General features: G+C 60.4%; 18 protein-coding genes, 1 tRNA gene and 2 pseudogenes. 9 read left to right on the top strand and 12 right to left on the bottom strand.

Annotated elements, in window-relative coordinates:
* Nucleotides 1-78: 78 nt before the first annotated feature.
* Both QLG07_RS18640 and QLG07_RS18645 read right to left on the bottom strand, forming a co-directional pair.
* A complete protein-coding gene (locus tag QLG07_RS18640; protein ID WP_282469873.1) occupies nt 79-726 on the bottom strand; it encodes a DUF998 domain-containing protein in 648 nt (215 codons plus the stop codon).
* 91 nt (nt 727-817) lie between these two features.
* Entirely contained in the window at nt 818-2,905 is a 2,088-nt protein-coding gene (locus QLG07_RS18645) for a TonB-dependent siderophore receptor (protein ID WP_230049850.1), read from the bottom strand.
* Nucleotides 2,906-3,306: 401 nt separating this feature from the next.
* On the opposite strand from QLG07_RS18645, the gene fes reads away from it, so the two are divergent.
* The 5 genes from fes (at nt 3,307) to nadS (ending at nt 14,316) form a co-directional block, all read left to right on the top strand.
* Complete coding sequence (gene fes, locus QLG07_RS18650; RefSeq protein WP_282469874.1) at nt 3,307-4,650, top strand: enterochelin esterase; 1,344 nt, start codon at nt 3,307-3,309, stop codon at nt 4,648-4,650.
* Between the two features lie 5 nt (nt 4,651-4,655).
* Nucleotides 4,656-4,868, top strand: coding sequence for an MbtH family protein (locus QLG07_RS18655; protein ID WP_282469875.1), 213 nt, complete (start codon nt 4,656-4,658; stop codon nt 4,866-4,868).
* Between the two features lie 140 nt (nt 4,869-5,008).
* Entirely contained in the window at nt 5,009-13,549 is an 8,541-nt protein-coding gene (locus QLG07_RS18660) for a non-ribosomal peptide synthetase (RefSeq protein ID WP_282469876.1), read from the top strand.
* A 147-nt stretch (nt 13,550-13,696) separates the two neighbouring features.
* Nucleotides 13,697-14,008 carry a type II toxin-antitoxin system RelE/ParE family toxin gene (locus QLG07_RS18665; RefSeq protein ID WP_187499069.1) on the top strand — a complete coding sequence of 104 codons (312 nt, stop codon included), beginning with the start codon at nt 13,697-13,699 and terminating at the stop codon, nt 14,006-14,008.
* Entirely contained in the window at nt 14,008-14,316 is a 309-nt protein-coding gene (gene nadS / locus QLG07_RS18670) for a NadS family protein (protein WP_187499067.1), read from the top strand. Before QLG07_RS18665 ends, nadS begins: the two co-directional genes overlap by 1 nt.
* A 34-nt stretch (nt 14,317-14,350) precedes the next feature.
* Here the strand turns inward: nadS and QLG07_RS18675 are convergent, their stop codons facing one another.
* Genes QLG07_RS18675 through fepD form a run of 3 tightly spaced genes read right to left on the bottom strand, consistent with a single transcriptional unit; the run spans nt 14,351 to nt 17,239 of the window.
* Nucleotides 14,351-15,157: an ABC transporter ATP-binding protein gene (locus QLG07_RS18675; RefSeq protein WP_187499201.1), complete on the bottom strand. Its 807-nt coding sequence runs from the start codon at nt 15,155-15,157 to the stop codon at nt 14,351-14,353.
* A 2-nt stretch (nt 15,158-15,159) separates the two neighbouring features.
* Nucleotides 15,160-16,194 (bottom strand): iron-enterobactin ABC transporter permease, encoded by a 1,035-nt coding sequence (fepG, locus tag QLG07_RS18680; protein ID WP_282469877.1) that lies wholly within the window; start codon nt 16,192-16,194, stop codon nt 15,160-15,162.
* Nucleotides 16,195-16,204: 10 nt separating this feature from the next.
* Nucleotides 16,205-17,239: a Fe(3+)-siderophore ABC transporter permease gene (gene fepD, locus QLG07_RS18685; protein ID WP_282469878.1), complete on the bottom strand. Its 1,035-nt coding sequence runs from the start codon at nt 17,237-17,239 to the stop codon at nt 16,205-16,207.
* Nucleotides 17,240-17,379: 140 nt separating this feature from the next.
* Between fepD and entS the strand changes: the two genes are divergently transcribed.
* Nucleotides 17,380-18,642 carry an enterobactin transporter EntS gene (gene entS, locus QLG07_RS18690; protein ID WP_048915690.1) on the top strand — a complete coding sequence of 421 codons (1,263 nt, stop codon included), beginning with the start codon at nt 17,380-17,382 and terminating at the stop codon, nt 18,640-18,642.
* A gap of 112 nt (nt 18,643-18,754) precedes the next feature.
* On the opposite strand, the gene fepB is transcribed toward entS, so the two are convergent.
* The 3 genes from fepB to QLG07_RS18705 form a co-directional block, all read right to left on the bottom strand.
* Entirely contained in the window at nt 18,755-19,798 is a 1,044-nt protein-coding gene (gene fepB / locus QLG07_RS18695; protein WP_282469879.1) for a Fe2+-enterobactin ABC transporter substrate-binding protein, read from the bottom strand.
* A 112-nt stretch (nt 19,799-19,910) separates the two neighbouring features.
* A complete protein-coding gene (locus QLG07_RS18700; protein ID WP_282469880.1) occupies nt 19,911-21,032 on the bottom strand; it encodes a Gfo/Idh/MocA family oxidoreductase in 1,122 nt (373 codons plus the stop codon).
* Between the two features lie 63 nt (nt 21,033-21,095).
* Nucleotides 21,096-21,293 (bottom strand): hypothetical protein, encoded by a 198-nt coding sequence (locus QLG07_RS18705; RefSeq protein ID WP_282469881.1) that lies wholly within the window; start codon nt 21,291-21,293, stop codon nt 21,096-21,098.
* Nucleotides 21,294-21,333: 40 nt separating this feature from the next.
* Here QLG07_RS18705 and QLG07_RS18710 point away from each other — a divergent pair.
* A tRNA-Asn gene (locus QLG07_RS18710) sits at nt 21,334-21,409 on the top strand.
* 237 nt (nt 21,410-21,646) lie between these two features.
* Here the strand turns inward: QLG07_RS18710 and QLG07_RS18715 are convergent.
* Together QLG07_RS18715 and ilvD are read right to left on the bottom strand one after the other, a co-directional pair.
* A complete protein-coding gene (locus QLG07_RS18715) occupies nt 21,647-21,946 on the bottom strand; it encodes a PLP-dependent transferase (protein WP_187497901.1) in 300 nt (99 codons plus the stop codon).
* Nucleotides 21,943-23,783, bottom strand: a pseudogene (ilvD, locus tag QLG07_RS18720) (dihydroxy-acid dehydratase). Before ilvD ends, QLG07_RS18715 begins: the two are co-directional and overlap by 4 nt.
* Nucleotides 23,784-23,885: 102 nt before the next feature.
* Between ilvD and QLG07_RS18725 the strand changes: the two are divergent.
* Both QLG07_RS18725 and QLG07_RS24230 read left to right on the top strand, forming a co-directional pair.
* Entirely contained in the window at nt 23,886-24,797 is a 912-nt protein-coding gene (locus QLG07_RS18725; RefSeq protein WP_282469882.1) for a LysR family transcriptional regulator, read from the top strand.
* Nucleotides 24,798-24,967: 170 nt separating this feature from the next.
* Nucleotides 24,968-25,186, top strand: a pseudogene (locus tag QLG07_RS24230) (NADH:flavin oxidoreductase/NADH oxidase); the annotation flags it as partial.
* 95 nt (nt 25,187-25,281) lie between these two features.
* Here the strand turns inward: QLG07_RS24230 and QLG07_RS18735 are convergent.
* A complete protein-coding gene (locus QLG07_RS18735) occupies nt 25,282-25,794 on the bottom strand; it encodes a PadR family transcriptional regulator (protein ID WP_282469884.1) in 513 nt (170 codons plus the stop codon).
* A 1-nt stretch (nt 25,795) separates the two neighbouring features.
* Entirely contained in the window at nt 25,796-26,581 is a 786-nt protein-coding gene (locus QLG07_RS18740; RefSeq protein ID WP_282469885.1) for a siderophore-interacting protein, read from the bottom strand.
* Between the last annotated feature and the right edge of the window lie 107 nt (nt 26,582-26,688).

Consider the following 26,688-nt stretch of genomic DNA (forward strand, 5'->3'; position numbering starts at 1 on the left):
CTCCTGTGGAAATGACGCCGCTCTGACGGCGACAACAGAATACGCCTGTCGGCGATAAGTTGCAGAATATTACTCAGATTAATCAGCGTCAGAACGGTTTATCAACAGCGCAAAGCCGGTAACGATCTGCCAGGTGGTGATGGGGTAAACCGAGGCGCGCTCAATAATGCCGATGGGGAACAGCGCCGAGGGGATAGCCAGCATGCTGAGCAGGCCAAACCCACCGAGCAGCAAACTGAAATAGCCGAGTCCGGCGGGAAGGGGCCGACCTCCTTTTCCGCCCGACGCGAGAAAAATAGCGTGCAGACCGACCGCGATCAAACAGAGATTACCGCCGCCAATCGCCATCACCGCGCCGGTTTGATGCAGGGTGATGCCGCTGCTGATGCCGCCGCTGTGAAACAGAGCAATCAGCACGCCGCCCGCGCCGTGGATGCCTGCCAGCAGCAGCGCCCAGCGGTTTTTAACTCGCGAGAAAAGCAGGATACAACCGCAGAAAAACAGCACTCCTTCGGCGGCGAATCCGCTGTTCATGACGTTATGCAGCGGGGAGCAGATCAGCGAGCCGCACTGGGGGACGCCAAGGTCGCTGATGTAGTTGAATTGATAGCGGTAAGGGGGGTGCTGCCACGCCAGCGCGCTGATGCGCTCCGCCAGCAGATAGATCAGCCCGCCCAGCGCCAGGCAGGCGGCGCCGATCCGGTTTCCTCGCGTGAGTTTTTGCATAGTGCTCCTTATCGATCGCCCTGGGGGGCAAGAGATAAAACGGGCCAGGCATGCCTGGCCCCTGCGGAATGATGCAACCTCACCCGTGCGCTTACCAGCGGTAATCGACGGAGGCAACAAAGGTGCGGCCACTGCCATAGAAACAAGCATAGGCGTTAGAGCAGGATGCGACATAGTGCTCGTCGGTCAGGTTCTGCACGTTGAACTGCAGGCTGGTTCCCTTAAGCGCCGGAACGGCCTGGCCGAGCTCATACTTCACCATCGCGTCATACAGGGTGTAGTGCGGTACATAGTATTCGCCCGTGTTATCACCGCCCGCTTTACCGACGTAGCGCACGCCGGTTCCCACAGTCAGGCCGTCCAGCGCGCCGTCGAGGAAGCTGTAGCTGCCCCAGGCAGATGCCGCGTGGCGCGGAATAGCTGCCGGGCTGTGCCCCACTTCTGCCGCCGTATCCGACTCTTTCGTGGTGGCATCCGTGTAGGTGTAGGCGGCAATCAGCTTGATTTCAGGGGTTGGCTGCGCGTGGATCTCAGTTTCGATCCCCTGCGAGTTCACCTTACCGATCTGATTGTAATAGCGGGTGCCATCAATCGAGCTCAGCACGTTCTTCTGGTTTATATCAAACCAGGAGACGGTCATCATGGTGTTGCTGCCTACCGGCTGGAACTTCACCCCAACCTCAGTCTGCGCGCCGGTCGTTGGCTTGAGCGGATCGGAGCCCGGTGCAGGCTGCGCCAGTACCGGTTCGAACGAGGTGCTGTAGCTGATATACGGCGAAACCCCGTTATCAAAGGCGTACAGCAGCCCCGCCCGGCCGGTGAAGGCGCTGTCGTTATAGGTCACATCGGTGTTTGCCAGGCGATCCTGGGTGCGCACCTGCGACCAGTCTTCGCGGCCGGACAGCACCAGGTTCCAGTTATTCCACGCCATCTGATCCTGCAGGTAAACGCCATACTGATTCAGCGTCTTCAGCGTGCTGGTAGCCAGCGCCAGATCGTTTTCATCAATGTCGATGCGCCCCGGATTGGTCCAGTCGAGGTTGTACTGCGTGCCGTAGGCGCGCGACAGCTTGAGGTCGATGTGGCTATAGCGATAGTCCAGGCCGCCCAGCACGGTGTGGCTGACATCGCCGGTTTCAAACAACCCTTTCAGCTGGTTATCAACGTTGAACTCATTGGTCTGTGTCTCTTCATGCTGCGGCATGCGCGTCATCACATGGTCGCTGTAGTCGTAGCCGTAAACCAGGTACTTATAGTCTTCGTTACGGTGGCTGTAGCGCAGGTTCTGGGTGAACGAGACCGCCTCATTAAAGCTGTGATCCAGGCTATAGCCGATGGAGGTTTGCTCGCGCTTCGATTTGGCGAAATCGGAGTCGCTGACGTTAAGGTCGTAAGGCACGGTGAAGCCTTCCGGCGTGGCGTACAGCGTGCCGGAACGCGGCAGGAAGTTACGCGATCCCGCTTTCGGGTCGTTCTGGTAGCTGGTCAGCAGGGTAAAACTGGTGTCTTCGTTAGGCAGCCAGGTGATTGCCGGGGCAATCGCCATCCGCTGCTGTTTGCTGTTTTTCACAAACTCGCTTTTAGTATTAGCGATGCCGTTGAGGCGGTAGAACAGCGTGTTGTCGTCATTTAGCTTGCCGCCGAAGTCGAACGCCGCTTCGCCGTAATGGCGGTTGCCGGTGCTGAGCTTCACTTCATGAATGCTTTCTGCCGTCGGGCGCTTGCTGGTCATCATCAGCAGGCCGCCGGGGCTGACCTGGCCGTACAGCACGCCGGCCGGGCCATGCACCATCTCTACGCGCTCTAATAACCACGGGTCTAACTGCCCCGCGCCGCCGTTCTCGGAGGAGAGCCCGTAGTGCAAACCGTCCAGCAGCTTGGGCGCGTAGCGGAAGCCGCGGCTGATCACTTCATCATTACGGTTTGAGTTACCGCGATAGTTGGTGACCACGCCGCTGCTGTAGCCCAGCGCATCCGCCACCGAGGCAGGTTGCTGATCGTTCATCTGCTCGCGCGTCACCACCGAGATGGTCTGCGGGGTTTTCCGCAGCGGGGTGGCGGTTTTGGTGCCTGAAGCACTCTCCTTCGCCACGATCCCTTTGGTCGGCGCGGTCACGCTCTCCTGGGTTTCTGCGGTCACGGTCAGGGTATCTTCTGCTGCCTGTACGGCTGGCACCATCAACAGCGTTGAAGCCAGTATTAAGCGCAGGGTGTGTTTATCCGTGTGTACTGCCGAGCCGGGTATTGCCTGTTTTTTAATCTTATTAAACATGTTCAGTTATCTCGTCTGGAACAGCCTTGTCTACGAAAAAAACCAGTAAAGCCTGCCAACCGATAAGAGCCGCTGGCTGGCGCAGGCTAAGATCAAGCATCACGTCGGCCACTGCTTTTGACGCGGCTTCTCTACCTTCTTAAAAAACCCTTAGCTTTGTGCCAGTTACAGGCATCTCAAGAAAGTTGCGTCGCATCTTATTGCAAATGTAAACTATTCTCAATACTATTCGCATTAGCGCCGCTAATTGTCAGTGAGATTCAAGTTCTTCCGTTTAAGTCATCAAAAGTAAATTAAGGAAAATTATCATGACATCCAGGCACCCATCGTGGCCTCTGCGTCAGCCCGCCGGATGCGCCGCTGAGCTGCTGGCTGCCGATAATGTCGGCAACACTGCCTGGTGGCAGCAGCTGGCACAGCTTGGCACGCCGTTGGTGGAGGAGTTTTCCGCCAGCAAAGTGAAAATGAGCTACTTCTGGCGCGACCCGGCCGGGGATGAAACCCGCTCTGAAGTTTGCCGGGTATATATCGATATCAACTGCGTGACCGACCATCACAGCCCGCAGCCGCAGAGCCTGCAGCGCCTGGCGGGCACCGACGTCTGGCACTGGTCTACTGAGATTGACCAGCGCTGGCGCGGCAGCTACAGCCTGATCCCCATTGATGCCCACCAGCTTCCTCCTGCTTTTAGCCGCGATGACGCCACGCGCAGCAAACAGCAGCGCGAGTGGTGGATCTCGCTGTTCCCCAGCGCCATCGCCGACCCGCTTAACCGGAGCTGCGCGCATTGCAACAGCCGCCGCCATCCGACGTCCGCGGCCCATATGCCCGCCGCCCCGGACCAGTCGGCCTGGCATGCGCTGGACGGCGGTCTGGCGCGGGTTGATGAGCAGCGCCTGCTGCAGTTCAGCTGGGAGAGCGCCCTGCTCGGCAATCAGCGCCGCATCTGGCTCTACACCACAGGCAGCACCGCCACCCCAGAAACCCGGCCATTAGGCATCCTGTTGGACGGCCAGAACTGGGCGCTGGGATTACCGATTTTTGCCGCGCTGGATGCGGAAACCGACAGCGGCCATCTGCCCGCCGCCTGCTGGCTATTTATTGATGCGATTAACGGCGAGTGGCGCGAGAAGGAGCTGCCGTGCAATGCGCAGTTCTGGCAGGCGGTGCAGGAAGAGCTGCTGCCGCAGGTGCGCGCGCGTATGGCCTTCAGCGAACGGGCCGACCACACCGTGGTGGCCGGTCAGAGCTACGGCGGGCTGGCCGCGATGTATGCCGGGCTTAACTGGCCTGCGCGCTTTGGCCGCATCCTCAGCCAGTCCGGCTCTTTCTGGTGGCCGGACTTCCGCCTGGTGACGCATTTTGCCGAGATTGAAGGCCATGAAATGGGCTGGCTGACCGCTGAAGTGCTGGCCGGTAGGCTGCCGCAGGGCAGGCTGAAGATCTTCCAGGAAGCTGGCGATCGCGAAGGCGATATGGCCTACGTCAACCAGCAGATGCGCCAGGCCCTGCTGCCGGCTGGGCATGACATTCACTTCCGTATTTTTTCCGGCGGGCACGACTCGCTGTGCTGGCGCGGCGGGCTGCTAGACGGCCTGCGCTGGCTGCTGGCCGATTTTATCACCCCTCCTTTCTCTGGCAATAACAGGTAACGACCATGACCGAACAACAAAACCCCTTCGACGATGAAAGCCTGGACTTCCTGGTGCTGCTGAACGCGCGTGGGCAGTACAGCCTGTGGCCTGCCTTTGCCGAGGTTCCCGCCGGCTGGCAGACCGTGTCCGGTCCCGCAGCCCGCGCCGGGTGCATCAGCTACATCGAAACGCACTGGCAGGATATGCGCCCGGCAGCGATAAAAACCGCAGGTTAATCAAGGAACGGGTCGACCGGAAAAGAGGGTCGCCCCCGACAACGGAATATTTACGCCATACAACACAGGGGCCGACCCTTTTTTCGGTCGGCGCTGAATGTTAATGATGGATTTTTCATTTATCGACAGGAATCGCTCCCGTGTCAGAAGCTCAAATTACGCCCGTCGTGCAGGCCAGCTATAGTGAATATCCGCTGGTAGCCGCGCAGCCCGGCATCTGGATCGCCGATCAGATCGCGACCAAAGGGAATACCTTTGCCGTCGCCCACTACAGCGAGCTGCATGGTGATATCGACCGCACCGCGCTGGACGCGGCTATCCGCCAGGCGATGGCGGAAGCCGACACCGTTCAGGCTAAGTTCGGCCTCGCCGCCGACGGCAGTGCCGTGCAGCGGCTGCCCAACGCCTGCTCAGCGCAGCAGGTGCAGCCCGTTGAATGGCTCGACTTCAGCCAGCGTGCTGACGGTGCGCAGGCTGCGCTCAGCCTGATGCAGTCCGACCTGGCCGCCGACCTGCCCGCCGACGGCGAGCGCCCGCTGTACCGTCAGCTGATGATCCGCGTCAGCGACGATCGCTGGTTCTGGTACCAGCGCTATCACCATCTGATGCTCGACGGCTTTAGCTTCGAAGCGCTGACCCGGCGCGTGGCGGCGGTGTACCAGGCGCTGCGTCAGCAGCAGACGCCAGCCCCCTCGCCGTTCATTTCCTTTGGTGAAGTGGTGGCCGAATATCAGGCCTGGCAGCACTCCCCCGCCTGCCAGCGGGCGGCGCTGTTCTGGCAGCAGCACACTCAGGCTTTCCCGGCGGCTATCTCGCTCTCCGCCGAACAGTTCACGCCTGAGGGCGATGGTGCGCCGCTCAAGCAGCAGGTCACGCTTCCCACCACCCTGTTCACCAAGCTGGCGCAGCAGCCCGGCCTGCAGCAGAGCGCCCCGGCGGAGATCGCCTGCGCCCTGCTCACCGCTTATCTGGCGCGCATCAGCGGCGAAAACCGCCTGAGCATTGGCTTCCCGTTTATGCGCCGGATGGGGTCGGCCGCGCTGGCCGCTACTGGCCCGGTGGTCAACGTACTGCCGCTGCAGCTGGCGCTCAACGATGCGATGACGCTGGCCGAGATCGGTCAGCGGGTGCAGGCGGAGATCGGGCAGGTGCGCCGCCACCAGCGCTATGAAGCGGAGCAGCTGCGGCGCGATCTCGGCCTGGTCGGCAGCAGCCAGCCGCTGTATGGTCCGGTGATCAACCTGAAGGTTTATCACGACCCGCTGGAATTTGACGGCATCCCGGCGGTAACGCACACGCTGGCGATGGGGCCGGTGGACGATCTGGAATTCGAGATCGGCTTCCAGCAGGGCCAGCTTCAGCTGACGCTGGTCGCCAATGCGGAAAAATATGACCGCCAACTGCTGGCGTGGCACGGCGAGCGCATTGCCTTTATGGCAGAGCAGCTGGCGCAGCAACCGCAGCTGCCGCTGGCGGCGCTGGCGCTGATGGGCCACGATGAGCAGCAGCATCTCGCCAGCTGGTCGCAGGGCATCAGCGTCACGCCTCAAGCGGGTGAGGTGTCGATTCTGGCGATGCTTCAGCGTCAGGTCGATCGGCAGCCGGACGCCATTGCGGTTGTCTGCGGTGAGATGCGCCTGACCTATGGCCAGCTTTCGGCGCGCGCGATGCAGCTGGCGCGGGAGCTGATCGCCCGCGGCCTTGGGGCGGAAGACGTGGTGGCGATTGGCATTCCGCGCTCGGTCGATTCGCTGGTGGCGATCTTCGGCGTGCTGGCGAGCGGCGCGGCCTATATGCCGCTCGACCTCGACTATCCGCGCGAACGCCTGGCGCTGATGTGCGACGACGCGCAGCCGCAGCTGCTGCTTACCCACAGCAGCACGCTGGCGCAAATGCCGCCTGGCGCTTACCTGTGCATCGATGATGCCGCCGTGCGCGCCGCGTGCGATGCGCACCCCGCCAGCCCGGTGTGCGATGACGAGCGCCGCGTCGCCCAGCGCGGTGATCATCTGGCTTATATGATCTACACCTCCGGCTCTACCGGGCGTCCGAAAGGGGTGATGAGCACCCACGCCGGGCTGCTGAACCTGTTTCTGTCGCACCAGAGCAACCTGTTCGGTCCGGCGATAGAGAAATTCACCGCCGCCAGTACGCGCCGCATGCGCAGCGGCCACACCGCCTCGTTCTCGTTCGACTCGTCATGGGAACCGCTGTTCTGCATGATGATGGGCTGCGAGCTGCATATCTTCGATGAAGAGCTGCGCCGCGATGCCTGGGCACTGCTGCAGAAGATGAAGCAGGTGCCGGTCGATCTGCTGGATATCACCCCGTCCTTCTTCTCGCAGATGATCGACGCCGGGCTGTTCGAGCCGGAAAATCATCGCCCGGCGTTTGTGATGATCGGCGGTGAAGCCGCCACGCCAACGCTGTGGAAGCTGATGCAGCAGCACCCGGAGCTGGAGATCGTTAACTATTACGGCCCGTCGGAATACACCATCGATACCCTCGGCGCCAGCGTGATGGTCTCCGATCAGCCGGTGATTGGCCGCCCGGTCGGCAATACCCGGGTGTGGCTGCTGGATAACCAGCTGCGCCCGGTGCCGGTCGGCTGCCCCGGCGAGCTCTATATTTCCGGCAGCGGTATCGCCCGTGGCTACCTGCGCCGCCCGGACCTGACCGCCGCGCGCTTTGTCGCTAACCCGTTCCTGGAGGGGGAAGTGATGTACCGTAGCGGAGACCTGATGCGCTGGCGCAGCGACGGCCAGCTGGCGTTTATCGGCCGCACTGACCATCAGATTAAAGTGCGCGGCTTCCGCATTGAGCTGGGGGAGGTTGAGAACGCGCTGGTAGCGCTGGAGGAGGTCAGCACCGCCGTGGTAATCGCTCAGCCGATTGGGGCGACCAACCGTCTGATCGGCTACTGCTCGGTCGGTGACGCCGCGCTGCGCGCCGATCCGCAGATTTCAACCAGGCTGCTGGGCAAACTGGCCATCACCCTGCCCGACTACATGGTGCCGGCGATCCTGATAGTGATGGAAGAGCTACCGCTTAACGTTAACGGTAAAATCGACCGCCAGGCGCTGCCCGCGCCGCAGCAGATGGCCTTTACCCCGGGGCGCGATGCGCAGACGCCGCAGGAAACGCTGATCTGCCAGGCCGTCGCCGACCTGTTAGGCATGGAGCGCGTCGGCGCCGACGATGACTTTTTCGCGCTCGGCGGCGACAGTATCTCCGCCATGGGCCTGGGCACCGCCGCCCGCCGGGCGGGCTGGCTGCTGCGCCCGCGCGATATTTTCGCCCAGCGTACTCCGGCGCGCATGGCCAGCAGCATGCAGCCGCTAAGCTCCGGCGTGGCGGTCAATCGCGTGGCGCAGCAGGGGCCGGTAACGGGTCTGCCAATCCTGCACTGGTTTAACCAGCACGGCGGCATTAACCAGCGCTTTGCCCACGGCGTGTTCCTGCGGGTGCCGGCTGAACTGCAGGCTGCCCAGCTGGAACAGGCGCTGCATGCGCTCAGCGTGGCGCACCCGGCGCTGGCTGCCTTTACCCGCGACGGTCAGCTGATTGTCGGTGAACCCTCCCCTGCTGCCGGTTTAGCACGCGTCAGCAGCCAGATCCTGCACCACGCGCCCGAAGCCTGCGCCGAGGAAGCCTTTGACGCCGCCGTTACCCGCCTTGACCCTGCCTGCGGCATGATGATGCAGGCGGTGCTGTTGCAGCATCATCAGCACGCCTTTGGCCTGGTGCTGGCGATCCATCACCTGGTGGTTGATGGCGTCTCGTGGCGCGTGCTGCTCGATGAGCTGCGCCAGGCGAGTGAGGCTGCACTCAGCGGAGCGCCGCTGGCACTGCCCGCCGAAGAGACCTCGCTGCACGACTGGTCCGCCAGCGTGCAACGCGGCGTGGCAAAGCGTGCCGCTGAACTGCCATTCTGGCAGAGCATGCTGCAGCAGCCGGTGCCCCGGCTCGGCCGGCGTGCGCTGCTGCCGCAGGATTGCCACCGCGCGATGAAAGAGAAGCGCACCCTGCTGAGCGCAGAGCAAACCGCCGCGCTGCTTAACCGCCTGCCGCAGCAGTATCGCGCCAGCGTGGAAGAGACCCTGCTGTGCGCCCTGTCGCTGGCGCTGCTCGCCCGCTTTAATGCCACGCAACTGCGCTACACTCTGGAATCCCACGGCCGTGCCGGGCTGGACGGTGAGCACGATCTGGCGCGTACCGTCGGCTGGCTGACCGCCGAATATCCGCTGCTGGTGACGCTGGATGAAGGGGAAACGGGCTGCCTGCGCGATGCGCTGCGCGCGGTGAAAAGCGTGCTGCGCGCCGTGCCGGATCGCGGAATTGGCTTCGGCCAGCTCTGCTATCTCGACGCGGTGCGTGCGCCGCAGCTGCAAGCCCTGGCGCAGCAGCACGCGCCGGAGGTGCTGTTTAACTACCTGGGCCGTTTCAGCGCCGGGGATGGACTTTGGACGCCGCAGCGTACGCGCAAACATTTCCGCGATGCCTTTGCCGTGCATCAGGATGCCGACATGCCGCAGCTGCACGCGCTCGAGGTCAACATCTTCGTTGATGAGACCGCCAACGAGCCGCGCCTGGCGATCAACTGGGGCTGGCTGCACGACGTCTTCAGCGAAGCGGATATTGATGCACTGCACAGCGCGATGGCCCAGGCCGCTGACGGGCTGAGCGATTTCGCCCGGCGCCATCCGCAGCAGGCGGCTGACACGCTGGTGGCGGCGGAGGTGGCGATTGACGGCGTCAGCCAGCAGGACCTGCTGGCCCTGTCGCAGCGTCACGGCCCGCTGGCTGCCGTGCTGCCGCTGCTGCCGCTACAGAAAGGATTGCTGTTCCACGCCCAGACCGCCGACAGCAGCGGCAGCTATAACTCGCTGACGCGCCTGAGCTTCAGCGGCCCGCTCGATGAGCAGCGGCTGCAGGCGGCGCTGGATGCGGTGGTGCGCCATCATCCGCAGCTGGCGGCGCGCTTTGATAGTGAACAGGCCCTGCTGCCGTTACAGCTGATCCCACTGATGCAGCCCAACCGGCAATACTGGGCGCTGGATCGCCATGCACTGCCTGAACTGACCGCCGCCGAAGAGGCTGAAGCGCTGCTGGCACTGGAGAAACGCGAGCTGGCGCGCGATCTGTTCGCCCAGCCGGTGATGTTACACGCGCTGCTGGTGCAGCACGGCGACGCTGCGCGCTTCACCCTGATGCTCAATGCGCATCATCTGGTGGTCGACGGCTGGTCAACGCCGGTGATCCTGCGCGATCTGTTCAGCGCGCTGAACCACGGCCCGCAGGCGCTGACGCCGCACCGTTTCAGCTACGCCACCATTGTGCGCCAGCTGGCAGCGCGCGATGCCGACGCCTCGCGCCAGCTGTGGCAGCAGGTATTGCAGGACGTGCGCCCGACCCTGCTGTTCGGCAATGAACCGCACGACGGCCCGGTGCACGACAGGGATCTGACGCTGGCCCCAGAGGTGGAACAGGGCCTGATGGCGCTATGCCGCGAGCGTGGTCTGACGCTAAACAGCGTGATGCAGGGCATCTGGGCACTGCTGCTGAGCATCGAAAGCGGTCATCAGGACGTGGTATTCGGCTCGCCGGTTTCCGGGCGCTTTGGTCAGATTGAGGGCCAGGAGCAGCACGTCGGCCTGTTTAGCAACACCCTGCCGGTGCGCCTGCGCTTCGACAGCCAGCGCCCGCTGCTGGCACAGCTCGCCGACCATCAGGCGCAGCAGATCCAGCTGATTGAGCATGACGATCTGGGGCTGGGGGAGATCCAGCAGCTGGCGGGCAGCGGCACGCTGTTTGATACCCTGCTGGTGGTCGAGAACTACCCGGATAACGCCGAACTGCTGCAGAGCCACGACGGCCTGCGCTGCGACGCTATCAGCAACCGTGGCTACACCCACTATCCGCTGACGCTGCTGGTGCTGCCGGGCGAGCGCCTGCATCTGCTGCTGGAGTACCGCGATGCGTTGCAGCAGCCAGAGCGCTTTGCTTCCCGCCTGCTGATGCTGTTATCCCAACTGGTCGCGCAGCCGGACCTGCCGCTGGCACGCTGGCAGCTGCAAACCCCGGACGAACGGGCGCTGATCGCGAATATCAATAACACCGCGTATCCGCTGGCGGCGGGCACCCTGCAGGGGGCCATTGCGCAGCAGGTTGCGCGCACGCCGGACGCGCTGGCACTGATGGATGCCGACCATCGTCTGAGCTATCGCCAGATGCAGCAGCAGGCGCGCCTGCTGGCGGATCGCCTGATTGACGCTGGCGTGCAGCCGGGTGATATCGTCGCCGTGGCCCTGCCGCGCTCGGTGCGCCTCAGCCTGGCGCTGACCGCCATCTTGCAGGCCGGTGCCGCCTGGCTGCCGCTGGATACCGGCTACCCGGATGAGCGCCTCGGCTACATGGTTGAGGATGCGCGCCCGCGCCTGATCATCACTGAAAGTGCTTTGCAGGACCGTTTCGCCCCGCTCGGCACGCTGCTGACCTTTGACCAGCTGGCCGACGAGCATCAGCAGCCACGGCATGCGCTGCCGCAGCCTGACAGCAGCCACCCGGCCTACGTGCTGTATACCTCCGGCTCTACCGGGCGCCCCAAAGGCGTGGTGGTCGGGCAGCAGGCGATCGTTAACCGCCTGTGGTGGATGCAGGATACCTATCCGATGAGTGCCGCTGACGTGGTATTGCAGAAAACGCCGTGCAGCTTCGACGTGTCGGTGTGGGAGTTCTTCTGGCCGCTGATGGTGGGTTCACAGCTGCTGATGGCCCCGCCGGAAGCGCATCGCGATCCGGAAGCGCTGGTGCAGCTGATTGAGGACTATGCGGTCACCACGATGCACTTTGTGCCGTCGATGCTGGCCGCCTGGGTCAGCGCGCTGGAGCAGCGTTCAGGTGCGGATAAGGGCTGCCACAGCCTGCAGCGCGTATTCTGCAGCGGTGAAGCGCTGTCGTGCGACCTTGCAGCCAGCTATCAGGCGCTGATCGCGGCACCGCTGCACAATCTGTACGGCCCGACCGAAGCGGCGGTAGATGTCACCTATCATCCGGCATCCGGCAGGGATCTCGCCGCATGTCAGGGTGCTGGCGTGCCGATCGGCTACCCGGTATGGAACACCGAGCTGCGCATTCTGGACGCGCTGCTGCGCCCGGTGCCGCTCGGTGTGGCGGGCGATCTCTACCTGTGCGGCGCGCAGCTGGCAGAAGGCTACCTGTACCGCGCCGATCTGACCTCGCAGCGCTTTGTCGCCGACCCGTTTGCCGCCGGTGAACGCATGTACCGCACCGGCGATATCGCGCGCTGGCTGGAGAGTGGCGCGGTTGAGTATCTGGGCCGCAGCGATGACCAGCTGAAAATTCGCGGTCAGCGCATTGAGCTGGGCGAAATCGAACAGGCGCTGCTGACCTTACCGGGGGTCGCGCAGAGCGTGGTGGCCGCCCGCGAGCTCGGCAATGTGGCCGCCGCTGGGGCCGATGCGCGCCAGCTGGTCGCCTGGCTCATCGCGCAGCCCGGCAGCGTGCTGGAGACGGCAGAAGTGCACCAGCAGCTCTCGCTGCGGCTGCCGGCGCATATGCTGCCGGTCAGCTATGTACTGACCGATAGCTTCCCGCTCAGCGCCAACGGCAAGCTGGACCGCAAAGCCCTGCCGTCACCGCAGGCCCCGCAGGCCGGTGGTCGTCAGCCTGATGGGCCGCACGAGACGCTGCTGGCGCAGCTGTTCGCCCGCCTGCTGGAGCTGGAAACGGTCTCTGCCGACGGCGACTTCTTCGCGCTCGGCGGGCATTCGCTGCTGGCGATGCGCCTGGCGGCCGAACTGCGCCGCACGCTGGCGCATCCACTCTCTATCGGCCAGATTATGGCAGCGCGCAGCGTTGAGAAGATGGCGCGTCTGCTGGATGATGCTGCCTCCGGCGATGGCACTGATAGCCGCGCCAACGGTGAAAGCCTGCCGTTGCGCAGCGGTCAGGGACCGGCGCTGTTCTGCATCCATCCAGCGTCCGGCTTTGCCTGGCAGTATTCCGGCATGATGCGCCACCTGGCGGGCGCATTCCCGATTATTGGCCTGCAGTCGCCGCGCCCGGATGGGGTGATTGCCGCCTGTGACAGCGTCGATGAGATGTGCGAGCGCCACCTGGCGACCATCCGCAGCGTGCAGCCGCAGGGGCCGTACCACCTGCTTGGCTACTCGCTCGGCGGCACCCTTGCCCACGGCATCGCCGCACGCCTGCAGCAGCAGGGGGAAGCGGTGAAATTCCTTGGCCTGCTGGATACTTATCCGCCGGAAGGCCAGGACTGGACCAGCCCGTCAGAAGAGGATGCGCGTGAGGAAGTGGCGCGGGAGGAGGCCGAGTTTATGGCAGCCACCGACGACGATGCGCTGCTGCTGGCGGAGAAAGCGGCGATGTTCAGCACCATTGTGGCCAACTACAAAGATGCCGTGCTGCGCCTGGCCTCCGCCAGCAGCCCGCGCTTTGACGGGGAAGCCACGCTGTTTGTCGCCAGCAAAACGCTGCCGCAGGGCATGGATGTGCGTGAAAGCTGGGCGCCGTATATCGCACAGCTGAAAGTCCATGAGCTGGCCTGCGAGCATATGGATATCCTGTCACCGGAAACGCTGGTGACGCTGGGGCCGCTGCTGGACAGGCTGATGAAGGCGTGCCAGCACCTGGCGTAGAATCACGGGCGAGGCGTGCCTCGCCCCTACGAAATAGACCACGGGCGATACTCCGGTATCGCCCGATTTTTCAATCTCTGTACGCCATTGACTGACAGGCTGCGTCAGGATAACATGGACTCAATTGTAAGCCAATGGCGTATGGATATGCTATTTATTGAAACTGATATTTTCACTGAGGACGTTAAAGAACTGCTCACCGATGATGACTACCGGGAGTTTCAACAATTTCTGGCCAGTAACCCAGGGTGGGGTGATGTGATTCCGCATACTGGCGGCTTACGAAAAATCAGATGGTCTGCCTGTGGCAAAGGAAAACGTGGCGGTGTCCGGGTTATTTATTTTTACAAAGTGTCTGCATCTCAGATCAGACTGCTACTTATATACAAAAAAGGTGTCCAGGATGATTTAAGCATGGACGAAAAGCAGCAGCTAAGAGCACTTAATGAGGGGTGGTAATGGATAAGAAATTATTTGGTCGTCTGAAAGAAAGTATGGCCCAGATGAATGAAATTGCTGAAGGTTCACGCCAGCCTGCGCGCGAGACGAATGTGATTGCACTTCAGGTAAAAGCGATCAGAACCGCTTCCGGCCTGTCGCAAAGTGGCTTTGCCAGGCTAATCTCAGTCAGTGTCGATACCTTAAAGAACTGGGAGCAGGGCCGTAGAGAACCTACCGGTCCGGCCAAAGCCTTGCTGCGTGCTATTGAACGCGATCCGCAGCACGTTATTCCGGCGCTTTCGGTGACGAATGAGTTAACCACTTAGATTATGAGCGAGGCGTGCCTCGCCCCTTTTTTATTTATCCAGGCTGATGATAGCGCCCGCACGGGACGATCATCGGGGTATGTGACACCGGATCGTTGATAATCACGCTGCTCATGCCAAACACCTGCTGCACCAGCGGCGCGCTGATAATCTCAGCGGGCTTACCCTGGGCAATAATCGCCCCCTCTTTCATCACGATCAGATGGTCGGCATAGCGGCAGGCCTGGTTCAGGTCGTGCAGCACCGCCACCAGCGTATGCCCGTGCTCCTGATTCAGCTGGCGGAACAGATCCAGCAGCTCAATCTGGTGGGCAATATCCAGCCAGGTGGTCGGCTCATCCAGCAGCAGCAGCGGGGTTTGCTGCGCCAGCACCATTGCCACCCACACGCGCTGGCGCTGGCCGCCGGACAGGGCATCCACGCTGCGCGCGGCCAGCTCACTGACGTTAGTCGCCTGCATGGCGGCATCCACCGCCTGGCGGTCGGCCTCGCTCCACTGCTTTAACAGACTCTGGTGCGGATAGCGCCCGCGCGCCACCAGGTCAGCAACGCTGATCCCCTCCGGCACGATGGCGTGCTGCGGCAGCAGGCCGAGCTGGCGCGCCAGCGCTTTGGTGCCCATCCGGTGGATATCCTGACCGTCGAGCAGCACCTGGCCGTTACGCGGCTTCAGCAGGCGGCACAAAGCGCGCAGCAGCGTCGACTTGCCGCAGGCGTTGGGGCCGATGATCACCGTGAACTGGCGGTCGGGGATCCCGACGCTGAGATCGCGCGCAATGGTCTTTTGATCGTAGGCCAGCGTCAGTGCTGAAGCCTGTAAACGCGAGGTGGAAGGTTCCATGATTAACGTCGTGACTCCCTGATAAGCAACCCGATGAGATACAGCCCACCGATGCTGACGGTGACGGCGCCGACCGGCAGCTGTATCCCGCTGAAGGCGTGCTGGGCGATGATATCCGCCGCCAGCAATAACAGTGCGCCGCTGGTGGCGGCAGAGAATAGCGGAACGGCGCTGGCCACGATCAGGCGACGGGCGATCTGCGGCGCGGCCAGCGCAATAAATGCAATTGGTCCGGCGCTGGCGGTGGCAATCGCGGTAAGGATAATCCCGCACAGCATCAGCCACAGGCGGCTTGATTCCGCGTTGACGCCCAGCGCACGCGCGCTGTCATCACCCATCTCCATCAGCTGCAGGCGGCGGCCGAGCAGCAGCGCGGCGCAAACCGTTAACGGCACCAGCAGCAGCGCGGGCTGGCCTTTGGCCCAGGTGATCCCGTTGAGCGAGCCCGCCCCCCACAGCGCGGCGCTCATCGCACTCTCCAGCGAGGCGCTGATAATCAGCCAGCTGTTTAACGCCGACAGCACGGCGCCAATGCCAATGCCGACAATAATCAGGCGGAAGCCGCTAATGCCCTGACGCCACGCCAGCAGGTAGACCAGAGCGGCAGAGGCGACGCCGCCGACCAGCGCCCCGGCGGCAACCTGATAGTAGCCGCCGCCGAGCAGGATAATCGTCACCAGCGCGCCGGTGTAGGCTCCGGTGTTAAAACCGACCACGTCCGGGCTGCCGAGCGGGTTGCGGATCGCCGACTGAAATATCGCCCCGCTGACGCCCAACCCCGCGCCGAGCACCAGCGCCAGCACCACGCGCGGCGCGCGCCACTGGCCGACCACCGTCATCAATCCCTGCGGCCCTTCGCCCTGCAGCGCCTGCCACACCTGCAGCGGAGCGATGCGCAGCGTGCCGTAGCACAGGGCAAACAGCGCCAGCAGCAGGCAGAGCAGGATTACGCTCAGATTGACCCACAGCGTGCGCGCGGATAGCTTGAGGTTCAGCCAGCCCTCTGCGCGGCCAATCAGTAAAGTACGGCTCTGCATCCTGTTCTCCTTAATACCTGCGCTGGCGAACCAGCCAGATCAGCACCGGCGCGCCGATCAGCGCCGTAACGATTGACACGCGCAGCTCCCCCGCCGCCATAAAGCGCCCGAGGATATCGGCCGACAGCAGCAGGATAGGCGCCATCAGCGAGGAGTAAATCAGCACCCAGCGCTGATCGGCCCCCACCCACCAGCGCGCCACGTGCGGCACCATCAGGCCGACAAAGCCAATCGGCCCGACCAGCGCGGTGGAGGATCCACACAGCAGCATCACCGCCAGCAGCGCCACCACGCGCACCAGCACAACCCGCGTGCCGAGCGCCGCCGCCATCTCTTCCCCCATGCTAAGACTGTTGAGCGAGCGTGCCGCCACCAGCGCCAGCACCCCACCCACCAGGATGGCCGGGGTGACCAGCAGCAGATTATGCAGCGATCGGATATCCAGCGTACCGGCCTGCCAGAAGCGCAGCTGGTCGAGCGTCTGCGGGTTGAGCAGCGACAGCGAAGAGGTCAGCCCGCTGAGCACCGCGCTGAGCGCCACCCCGGCCAGCGTCAGGCGGATCGGGTTGACGCGCCCGCCGCTCAGCGAACCTATCGTCCACACCACCACGCTGGCCGCCAGCGCGCCAGCCCAGGCGAAGCCGAGCCAGCCCGCCATACCGTTGACCCCGAACAGGGTTATGCCGACGGCCAGCGCAAAGCTGGCCCCGGCGTTTACGCCGAGGATACCCGGGTCCGCCAGCGGATTACGCGTCAGCGCCTGGATCACCGCCCCCGCCGCGCCCAGCGCCATTCCGACCAGAATACCGGCGAGCGTGCGCGGCAGGCGGGCGTTGAGCACGATCGTGCTGTCAGCATCATTGAGCTGCCCGCTCAGGCTGTGCCAGACCCCCTGCGCGGGGATCGATTTCGCGCCCAACATCAGGCTGATGGCGGCTATCGCCATCAGTAAAATCAGGCAGAGCAGCACACCGCCGCTGCGCGTTATGCCACGCGGTAGCGCGACGCCCGTGGCCGGCCGAGCCCGAGCCTGTTGCAACGACATCCCCAAACCCCCTGCTCATATGCAAATGAATATGAGTATTATTATCATTAACGTTATTAATCAAATATGTTACCATGCGCCCGCCAGAAAAACATCGGCAACCTTCGCCTCAAAACTTCAGTCAACCAAAATGGAAAATTATGGCTAAGCCCTCCATCCTGCTTGATTTCAGCCTGCTGAAAAATAACGCGCATTTTCGCGCCATCTTCTGCGCCCGTATGCTGTCGGTGTTTGCCCTCGGCATGCTGGCCGTCGGCGTCCCGATCCAGATCCAGGCGATGACCGGCTCAACGCTACAGGTTGGCGTGGCGGTGACGCTGGACGGCGTAGGGATGTTTATCGGCCTGATGCTGGGCGGCATTCTCGCTGACCGCCTGGATCGCCGTAAGCTGATCCTGTTTGCGCGCGGCACCTGCGGTATTGGCTTTGTGTTCCTCAGCCTTAACGCCTTTAGCGCCTCCCCTTCCCTGTGGGCGCTCTACCTGCTGGCCTTCTGGGATGGCTTCTTCGGCGCGCTGGGGATGACCGCGCTGATGGCGGTGATCCCGCTGCTGGTCGGGCGCGAAAACCTCGGCGCTGCCGGCGCGCTGAGCATGGTAACCGTGCGTCTCGGGGCCATTCTTTCCCCGGCGATTGGCGGCGTGATTATCGTGGCGGGCGGTGTGGGCTGGGCATTTGCCGTGGCGGCTGTGGGCACGCTGGCGACCCTGATCCCGCTGGTGCGCCTGCCGTCGATGAAGCCGGAAACGCAGGAGCCGGAACATCCGCTGCGTGCGATGGTCAGCGGCGTGCAGTTTGTCTGCCGTCAGAAGGTGGTCGGTTCGGTGGTGCTGCTGGGGATGCTGATCAGTATTGTCGGTGCGGTGCGTATTCTGTTCCCGGCGCTGGCAATCAGCTATCACGCGGATGCGTCGGCGATTGGCCTGATGTACTCAGCCGTGCCGCTGGGGGCGATGATTGGAGCCTTTACCAGCGGCTGGGTGCCGCGCCATCGCCGCCCGGGCATCCTGGTGCTGGTCAGCGCCACCTGTGCATTCCTCGCCATCGCCTCGCTTGGTCTTTACAGCCATTTCCTGCCCGCGCTGCTGGCGCTGGTGGTTTACGGCTACTGCAACGCCATCGCATCCTTACTGCAATATATGCTGATCCAGCACCATACGCCGGACCCTCTGCTGGGCCGCGTCAATAGTCTGGGCAGCGCGCAGGACGTCACCGGGGATTCTGTCGGGGCATTGGGATTAGGGGTGCTGGGCAAACTGTTTACGCCATTGGTGGGAGTGCTGTCGTTTGGCGCGGCGGCGGCTGGGGTGGCGCTGGTGCTGGCGGCCTGTGTCGGCACGCTGCGCCGCAGTACGCTGGCTACGCAAGAACCGGAAATCGCAGAGCCGGTTGCCAACCCGTAGCAACGTGAGAGGGAAAATCCGCGCAAGGCATGCCTTGCGCCTGCGGGTAAGGGCCGACCGAAAAAGATAATCGGCCCCTGCAAAACCCTCGTAGGGGTCGACCCGCACAGTATTAATGCGTGGTGAACTGGCGCTCAATGCTGTTAAGCATATTGCTGGCGCTGTAGTAATCCAGGCGGAAAGTATCCGGCCCCATCGCATACACGCGCTGCGCGCTGACCGGCTCCAGATGTTCCAGGAACGGATTGGCGCGCACGCGCGTCACCGTGTCAGTATCCGCCGCGAACAGCAGCAGCGTTTTCCCGGTCAGCCCCGCCGCCATATTCTCCCCCGACAGCTGGATAATGTCGTTACGCTTACCCATGCTGGTGCCGCCGTGAACCTCTTCAGGCGGCATGGCCAGCGCGAAGCCCAGCTCGCCCAGCAGTTTGCCCTGAGCGGAAGCCGGGGTCCACAGATTCACCCCTCGTCCGTCTTCGTAGTAGACCAGCGCGGAAACCGGCTGCGGCGGCAACGTTATTGCCTGCTTCACCGCCTGCACCCGCTGCTCAAACTGGCCGATCGCTGCAGCGGCGTCCTGCTCATGGCCGGTGATTTGCCCTAGCTGCTGTGCCAGCTGCTGCCAGCTCTTATCGCCGTAATCAATCACCAGCGTCGGCGCAATGGCGGCAAGCTGGTCGTACAGCTTCAGTGCCGAATCCCCACCGGTGGCGGCAATCACAATCAGATCGGGCGCCGCAGCGGCAATCGCTTCAGCATTGGGTTCGCTGATATACAAGGGTTTGAGATCGACCTTTTTTGCCGCCGCGCTCCACTGCTTAAAAAAACCCTGATCGTCAGAGACGGTGCTGTTGCGGCTGGTGCCGCCGGAGCCGACCAGCGGCGCGTTAATCGCCAGCAGCGTGCCGGTAATCGTGACGCTGGTTGAGACAATGCGCTTGGGCGCCTGTTGCAGGGTCAGTGGCCCTTTTGGCGTCTGCAGCGTGCGCGGCCAGCCCTGAGCTGCTGTGGTCGTTGCCTGGTTTGCGGTGCTAACCGGGGGGGGTTCTTTATGCTGCGTAGAGCAGCTGCGCACTGCGACCACCATCACCAGGGCAGCAATAATCAACGCTGCGCACAGCAGCGGGAAGGAGAAGGATTTTTTCATCTTGGCCATTTCATCGTAAATGAGTCTTATTATCATACAATTAATGGCGGGCGAATTAAACGCTTAAGGCTGCGGGGATAGTGATGCGGGATAAATCAGGCCGGGCACACCGGCCATTCACTTACACTTTCATCCAGCGCCCTTCGGCAGCGGAGATGGCGATAGCTTCCAGCACTTTTGATACCTGCAACCCTTCGGCAAAGTCCGGCCACATGCGATCGTTAGCGGCGATGCCGTTGATCAGGTCACGTACTTCAACGGTTTTCTGGTCGTTAAAGCCGATGCCGTGCCCGGCAGAGATGCAGAATGCCGCATAGTCCGGGTGCGCCGGGCCGGTAAGGATAGTCTTGAAGCCCTGGCGCCCTGCCGGTTCGTCGTGAATATACAGCTCCAGCTCCGCCATGCGCTCCTGGGTGTAGCGAATGCTTCCTTTGGTGCCGGTGACCACATAGGTCAGGCCCATTTTGCTGCCGCAGGCGATGCGTGAGGTTTCAATCACGCCGTGCGCACCGTTGGCAAAACGCAGCAGCGCGCTGGCCTGGTCTTCGTTTTCCACCTCGCGCTGCTGGGACGGATTTTTCGCGTCCGGGCGCTGTTTGATTACCGTCATCATATCGCCGCTGACTTCATCGATATTGCCGACGAGGAAGTGCGCCATATTGACGATATGCGCCGCCAGATCGCCCAGCGCGCCCAGCCCCGCCAGCGCTTTCTGGCAGTGCCAGTCGAGCGGCGTATTCGGGTTTGCCAGATAATCTTCGTTATGGGTGCCGTAAAAATGCACTACCTCGCCAATTTCGCCGCGCTCAATAATTTCACGCGCCAGCTGGCTGGTCGGATTTTTCATATAGTTAAAGCCAACCAGGGTTTTCACTCCGGCTTTTTCCGCGGCGCGCACCATCTCTTCGGCGTCCGCCACATTCAGCGCCAGCGGCTTTTCGGAATAAACATGCTTACCGTGACGGATCGCTTCCAGCGCCATCTCTTTATGCAGGAAGTTCGGGGCACAGATATCCACCACGTCGATATTTTCATCCGCCACCAGCTCGCGCCAGTCACCGGTTGAGCGGCTGAAACCCAGCGTTGCGGCCTGGGCGGCGGCCAGCTCTGGATTGACCTCTGCCAGCATCTCGCGCACCAGTTCACCCTTGAGGTTAAATACCGTCGGCGCCTGCGAATAGGCAATGGCATGGCAGCGCCCGATATAGCCGGTACCGATCAATCCAATTCTGACTTTTTGCATGGTGGGTCCTTGTGCAGGGTGGAAATGGAACAAACGTACAATGTGATTGGAATGTATATTCCATTAACGGGCTTCACAATATGAAAATGAAACAAACGTGATCGCGCTGACGAAAAAGAGTGCAACGCTACTGCAACACCAGCCGGAAGTTGCAGCGGGCAGCGCAAATGCCGGATATTTGCCGAAAAAAGCGGCCGCCCCCACACAACATGCTGTTTTATTCAGCAGTCGAACCAAAAGCGTGAAATCAGCCTTTGACATCACCCGCCCTGCTGGATATGATGCGCCCCGTTCCAACAATTCCTCTGTAGTTCAGTCGGTAGAACGGCGGACTGTTAATCCGTATGTCACTGGTTCGAGTCCAGTCAGAGGAGCCATATTTGAGAAGCCCGCTCAGGAAACCTGAGCGGGCTTTTTGCTATCACAGTTTGAATCGCGACCTGGGCAGCGTCTCTGCACTATCCAAATTAAATTTAAACAGTTCAGTCAGGGACATACCTTCTTTAAAAATGGCTTATAGTCAATTTCAGTACACTTGGCACTGCTGGCTCCATTGATCGCCGTTCTGTGCCAATTCAGGTAACAGCAACGCCAGCTCTTTCTTATGGAGATTATCAGGCCCCCGGATCCAGACTTGATAGCAGCGCAGTGGCAATAGCCGCCAAGCCGGATGGAAAAAGTAGCACTTCCGCGCTGTGATCCAAGACACGCAAGGTTTCTTTCAAGGCTGCGGTGGTAGGGTTGCCCATGCGGCCGTAAATAAACGGTTGCCGATAATTCAGCAGGTCATCCACCGTCGGCGCCAATACAGTCGACCCACGGTGTATCGCCGGATTGACGAAACCGTGCTGCTCTGCTGGATGGCGACCGGCATGAACGCTGGCAGTATCCATAGTCGCAATGGATTTTATCATTCCTCTTCCTCCACACTGCGTACAGCTCCACGTGAGGCACTGGTGGTCAGTGCTGCATAGGCGCGTAATGCTGCCGAAACGTGACGTTTACGCAGTACGGGTTTCCATGCGGCTTTGCCACCATCCAGCATTGTCCGCCGACGCTGTTCAAGCTCGTGCTCAGCTAACTTAAGATGGATAACGCGACGCGGGATATCAATTTCAATCAGGTCGCCATCTTCAATCAGGGCGATATTGCCGCCCTCGGCAGCTTCAGGCGAAACATGCCCAATAGATAAACCCGATGAGCCGCCGGAAAAACGACCATCTGTGATCAGCGCGCAGACTTTATTAAGACCTTTTGACTTCAGATAGCTGGTTGGGTAGAGCATCTCCTGCATGCCCGGTCCGCCGCGCGGGCCTTCATAGCGAATCACCACAACGTCTCCCGCCTGCACTTTGCCGGAGAGAATCCCTTCCACTGCCTCATCCTGTCCCTCAAATACCCGCGCCGTGCCGGTAAAACTTAACATTCCGGCATATACACTAGCGGTTTTAACGATGCATCCCTCCGCAGCAATATTGCCGAACAACACAGCAAGACCGCCATCGTGTGCAAAGGCGTGGTCAACATGGCGGATACATCCATCCTGGCGATTGGTATCAAGAGCGGGATAGTAATTATTCTGGCTAAAAGCGACGGTAGTGCGCACACCACCAGGTGCAGCACGATAGAATTGCCTGATGCTTTCAGAAAGGGTGGTTTTGATATCCCATTCCATCAGAGTCTGTTTAAGGGTAGCCGTGTGAACAGTTGGGATATCGGTATGTATCAGCCCCGCCCGGTTTAGTTCCGCCATAAGCGCCATCACGCCACCTGCACGATGCACATCTTCCATATGCACATTCTCAACTGCAGGAGCGACCTTACACAGCACCGGTACGTTGCGTGATAGCCTGTCTATATCTGCCATAGTAAAATTCACACCGCCCTCCCAGGCGGCAGCCAGCAGATGCAGCACGGTATTCGTGGATCCCCCCATTGCGATATCTAGCGTCATTGCATTTTCAAACGCTTTAATACTGGCAATAGAACGCGGTAGTATGCTGGTATCATGCTGTTCATAGTACCGATGGCACATTTCAACAATTTTCTTACCTGAATCAATAAACAGCGATTTACGCAGGACATGCGTTGCCAGCATGGAACCATTGCCAGGCAAGGCAAGTCCCATAGCTTCAGTCAGGCAATTCATTGAGTTGGCGGTAAACATTCCCGAACAAGATCCGCAGGTTGGGCAGGCAACATTTTCAACTGCGTTAACTTCCTCATCCGTCATACTATCGTCACCGGCTACCACCATCGCATCGATTAAGTCAAAAGCCCGTTTTTCACCGCGTAGGGTCAACTTTCCTGACTCCATCGGCCCCCCTGAAACGAAAATCACTGGGATATTAATTCTGAGCGCCGCCATCAACATACCAGGGTGATTTTGTCGCAGTTTGAAATGCATACCATGGCATCGGCACAGTGAGCATTCACCATATACTCCACGCTATCCGCTATCAGGTCGCGAGAGGGCAGGCTGTAGAGCATACCGCCATGCCCCATTGCGATACCGTCATCAACCGCAATGGTGTTGAACTCTTTGGCTACCCCACCTGCTGTTTCAATCTCTCTCGCCACAAGTTGCCCAAGATCTTTTAGATGAACGTGTCCGGGAACAAACTGGGTAAAAGAGTTCACTACCGCAATGATGGGCTTGTTGAAATCATTGTCGGTCATACCTGTTGCACGCCAGAGGGCTCTGGCACCTGCCATATTACGACCGTGAGTAGATGTACGTGAACGATACATTTCAAGATACTCTGAAGAATTAAGTTCCTTTATATTAAATTCGACAAACAGTAAGGTGAAATATATTATGCGATAGTCATTAAGTCGCCAGGGATATTAGACATGGACATCAGAAGGTTGAAACATTTTGTTACCCTAGCCGAAACACTTCACTTTGGTAAGGCCGCTGAAAAACTGAATATGACGCAGCCCCCCTTGAGTCAGTCGATAATGGTGCTGGAAAAAGAGTTGGGGGGTGCCCTTTTCATCAGAACCAAAAGAAACGTCAGCCTAACATCCTTTGGTGAACAGTGGCTGATTCATGTGAAGGATGCATTGTCCGGTGTAAATTCATTATCTGAAATTGCCGACAGGTTACGAAATGGCGAGTCAGGCCGGTTAAACCTCTCTTTTATTAGCCCCGTTGACTATAGTATTTTACCTGGTTTGGTAAGAAATTTCCGACAGAGTTATCCGGAAGTTGAACTCAGATTGACGGAAGCCACTAGCGACATTCAATTAATGGCGATTTTAGATGAAAAAATGGATGCCGGAATTATCATCGCCCCTCTGAATGGTACACTCCCTGCAGCACTAAATTATCGAAAAATCCTGTCAGAACCCTTAATCGCGGCTGTTCCTCTCTCATGGTTAAATGACAAACACCTACGAATCATAAATAATAAAATTTGCCCAAGCTCAGTGATTCACTCACCATTAATCATATTCCCGCAGCATCTGGCACCTGGTTTTCATGCTTTAGTGACCAGCTATTATGCTTTCCATGGTGCCAAACCAGATATTATTCAACATGCAATCCAGATGCAGACAATTATTAGTCTGGTTGCCTCAGGAATGGGAATGGCCTTAGTCCCGTTATCGTTACGTCATTTAGCCCGAACAGGGGTAGTTTATCTTGAGCTTCTCTCATCGCCGCCGGTGCTGGAAGTCGGTATTGTATGGCACAAAAAAACCAGCTCTCCAATGATTATCAATCTGATAGAAATGGTTTTAGCTTCTCATGAAAAAAGATAACAATTGCCGGCTTCAGCACAATGCTGGCCTGGCATACGCGCGGCAATAGGAACCCCGCTTAGCGCTGGCTGCGCTCCCTGCTGCCGCCGATATGCCAGTACAGCGCCGAAGATGGCCTGGCTAATTAGTGGCACAAGGTTCACAACCTGACGCTGGCACTCGGCGGTGCCGGACTGCCGGTCGCCTCTTCGTGGGGTGTGGAAACGGCAGAAGTGGCAGAAGTGGCAGAGCGCGTGATTGCCGAACAGCAGATGAACCTGGTGATGATTGGCCGTGTGCATCTGGCTAACCCTTACTATACGTATGCGCTGGCGAAAAAACTCAACATTAAGCCCCCTTCCTGGGTGCTGCCAGCGCCGTATGCTCACTGGCTGAAACGTTATCGTTTAGCGCATTCACTCGCCGGGAAACGGGCTGAGCGAAAAAGCGGGTCGGCCCCGACAAATTTCGCAGGGGGCGACTGTTTTTTCCGGTCGCCGCGAACTTAACTGCGCTCAATCTTCTTTGCGGCGTCATCCAGCGCATCAATAATCGCGTACAGCGCATCCTGAGAAATCCCCTCCTGCGACAGGCGCACATTAAGCGCGGTCTTCATATTATGAATCGCACGCTCCACGTCCGGCAGGCTGCGGTTATTCACCAGTACCGCCATCGAAGAGAGCCGCTGCACGATGATCTCCAGCGCTGCCTGCTCCTGTTGTAACAGTTCAAACCCTTTGTCGATCAGCCGGTACGCTTTACGCGTGGCCTGCGCATCCAGCACCGCGATGCACTCCATCTCCTCCAGCAGGGTGAGATTGGGGTAGATAATGCCGGGGCTGGGCGTGTATTCGCCCTTCGACAGCTCCTCTATCGCCTTAATCAGCTCGTAGCCGTGCGCCGGATTGAGGCTGAGAAAATGCAGCACCAGCAGGCGAATATCGGTGGCATCGAGCATCTTCTCACGGCGTTTGCGGCGGCCCTGCCCGGGCTCCGCAGCGGGAAACGGCACGCGCATGCTATTTCTGATGCCAGTAGGCCACGGCGCGCACAAAGGTGGCATCGCAGCCGCGCTGGTTAATGAAATAGTCACTGAGCGACTTCACGAAGTCGGCTTCCCCGGTCAGCCAGATAAAGTACTCCTCCGGCGGCAGCACCAGTTGGTCAAGCTGCGCCACCAGCGCGTCAAGATGCGCTTTATCCATGCAGCCGTGCCCGAACCAGCTGGCATCGATACCATTCAGGGGATCCAGATATACCCTGCCCTGTGCTTCATCCGCATAGGCAAACAGCTTCAGGCGCTTCGCCCTGACGCTGGCCTGGCGGCGCTTAAAGGCGGGCAGGCCGCTTTCGTCGCAGACATAGAGCTGGAAAGCATAATCATCTGGCACCACCAGCGACCCGCGTGGGCCACCGATCGCCAGCGGATCGCCGATTTTAGCCTGTTCAGCCCAGTCACTGGCCACGCCGCCGTCGTGGATAAAGAAGTCGATGGTCAGGGTATTTTTCTCCCCGTCGAAGCACAGCGGCGTGTAGTCACGCGATACCGGGCGCACCCCCTCTTTCCACACCACGCCGTCCTCGGTCACCTCAGGGAGGCTCAGCACGCCGCTGGCATCGGGGAAAAACACTTTGATATGGTCGTCGAAGCCAGGCGAGGTAAAGCCGCTCAGGTCGGCGCCGCTAAAGTTGATACGCCAGAAGCTGTCGGCCACTTTGGTTTTGCCGGTGACGGTCAGCTGGCGGAAACGCAGTTCGTTACGCACGCGCTGTGGCGCCCGCGAGGTTTTGCTCTGTTCGGTCACGAAGATTCTCCAGGCTTGATTTCAGTAATGATTCTCATTTGCGAGATAAAATATATCCATGATATATCTTGAATGCAAGCCAGCTAGCTATCCTCAGCCGGGAAAAA

Origin of the sequence: Erwinia sp. V90_4 (assembly GCF_029967685.1) — a bacterium.
In the GTDB taxonomy this organism is placed as follows: Bacteria; Pseudomonadota; Gammaproteobacteria; order Enterobacterales; family Enterobacteriaceae; genus Erwinia; species Erwinia aphidicola.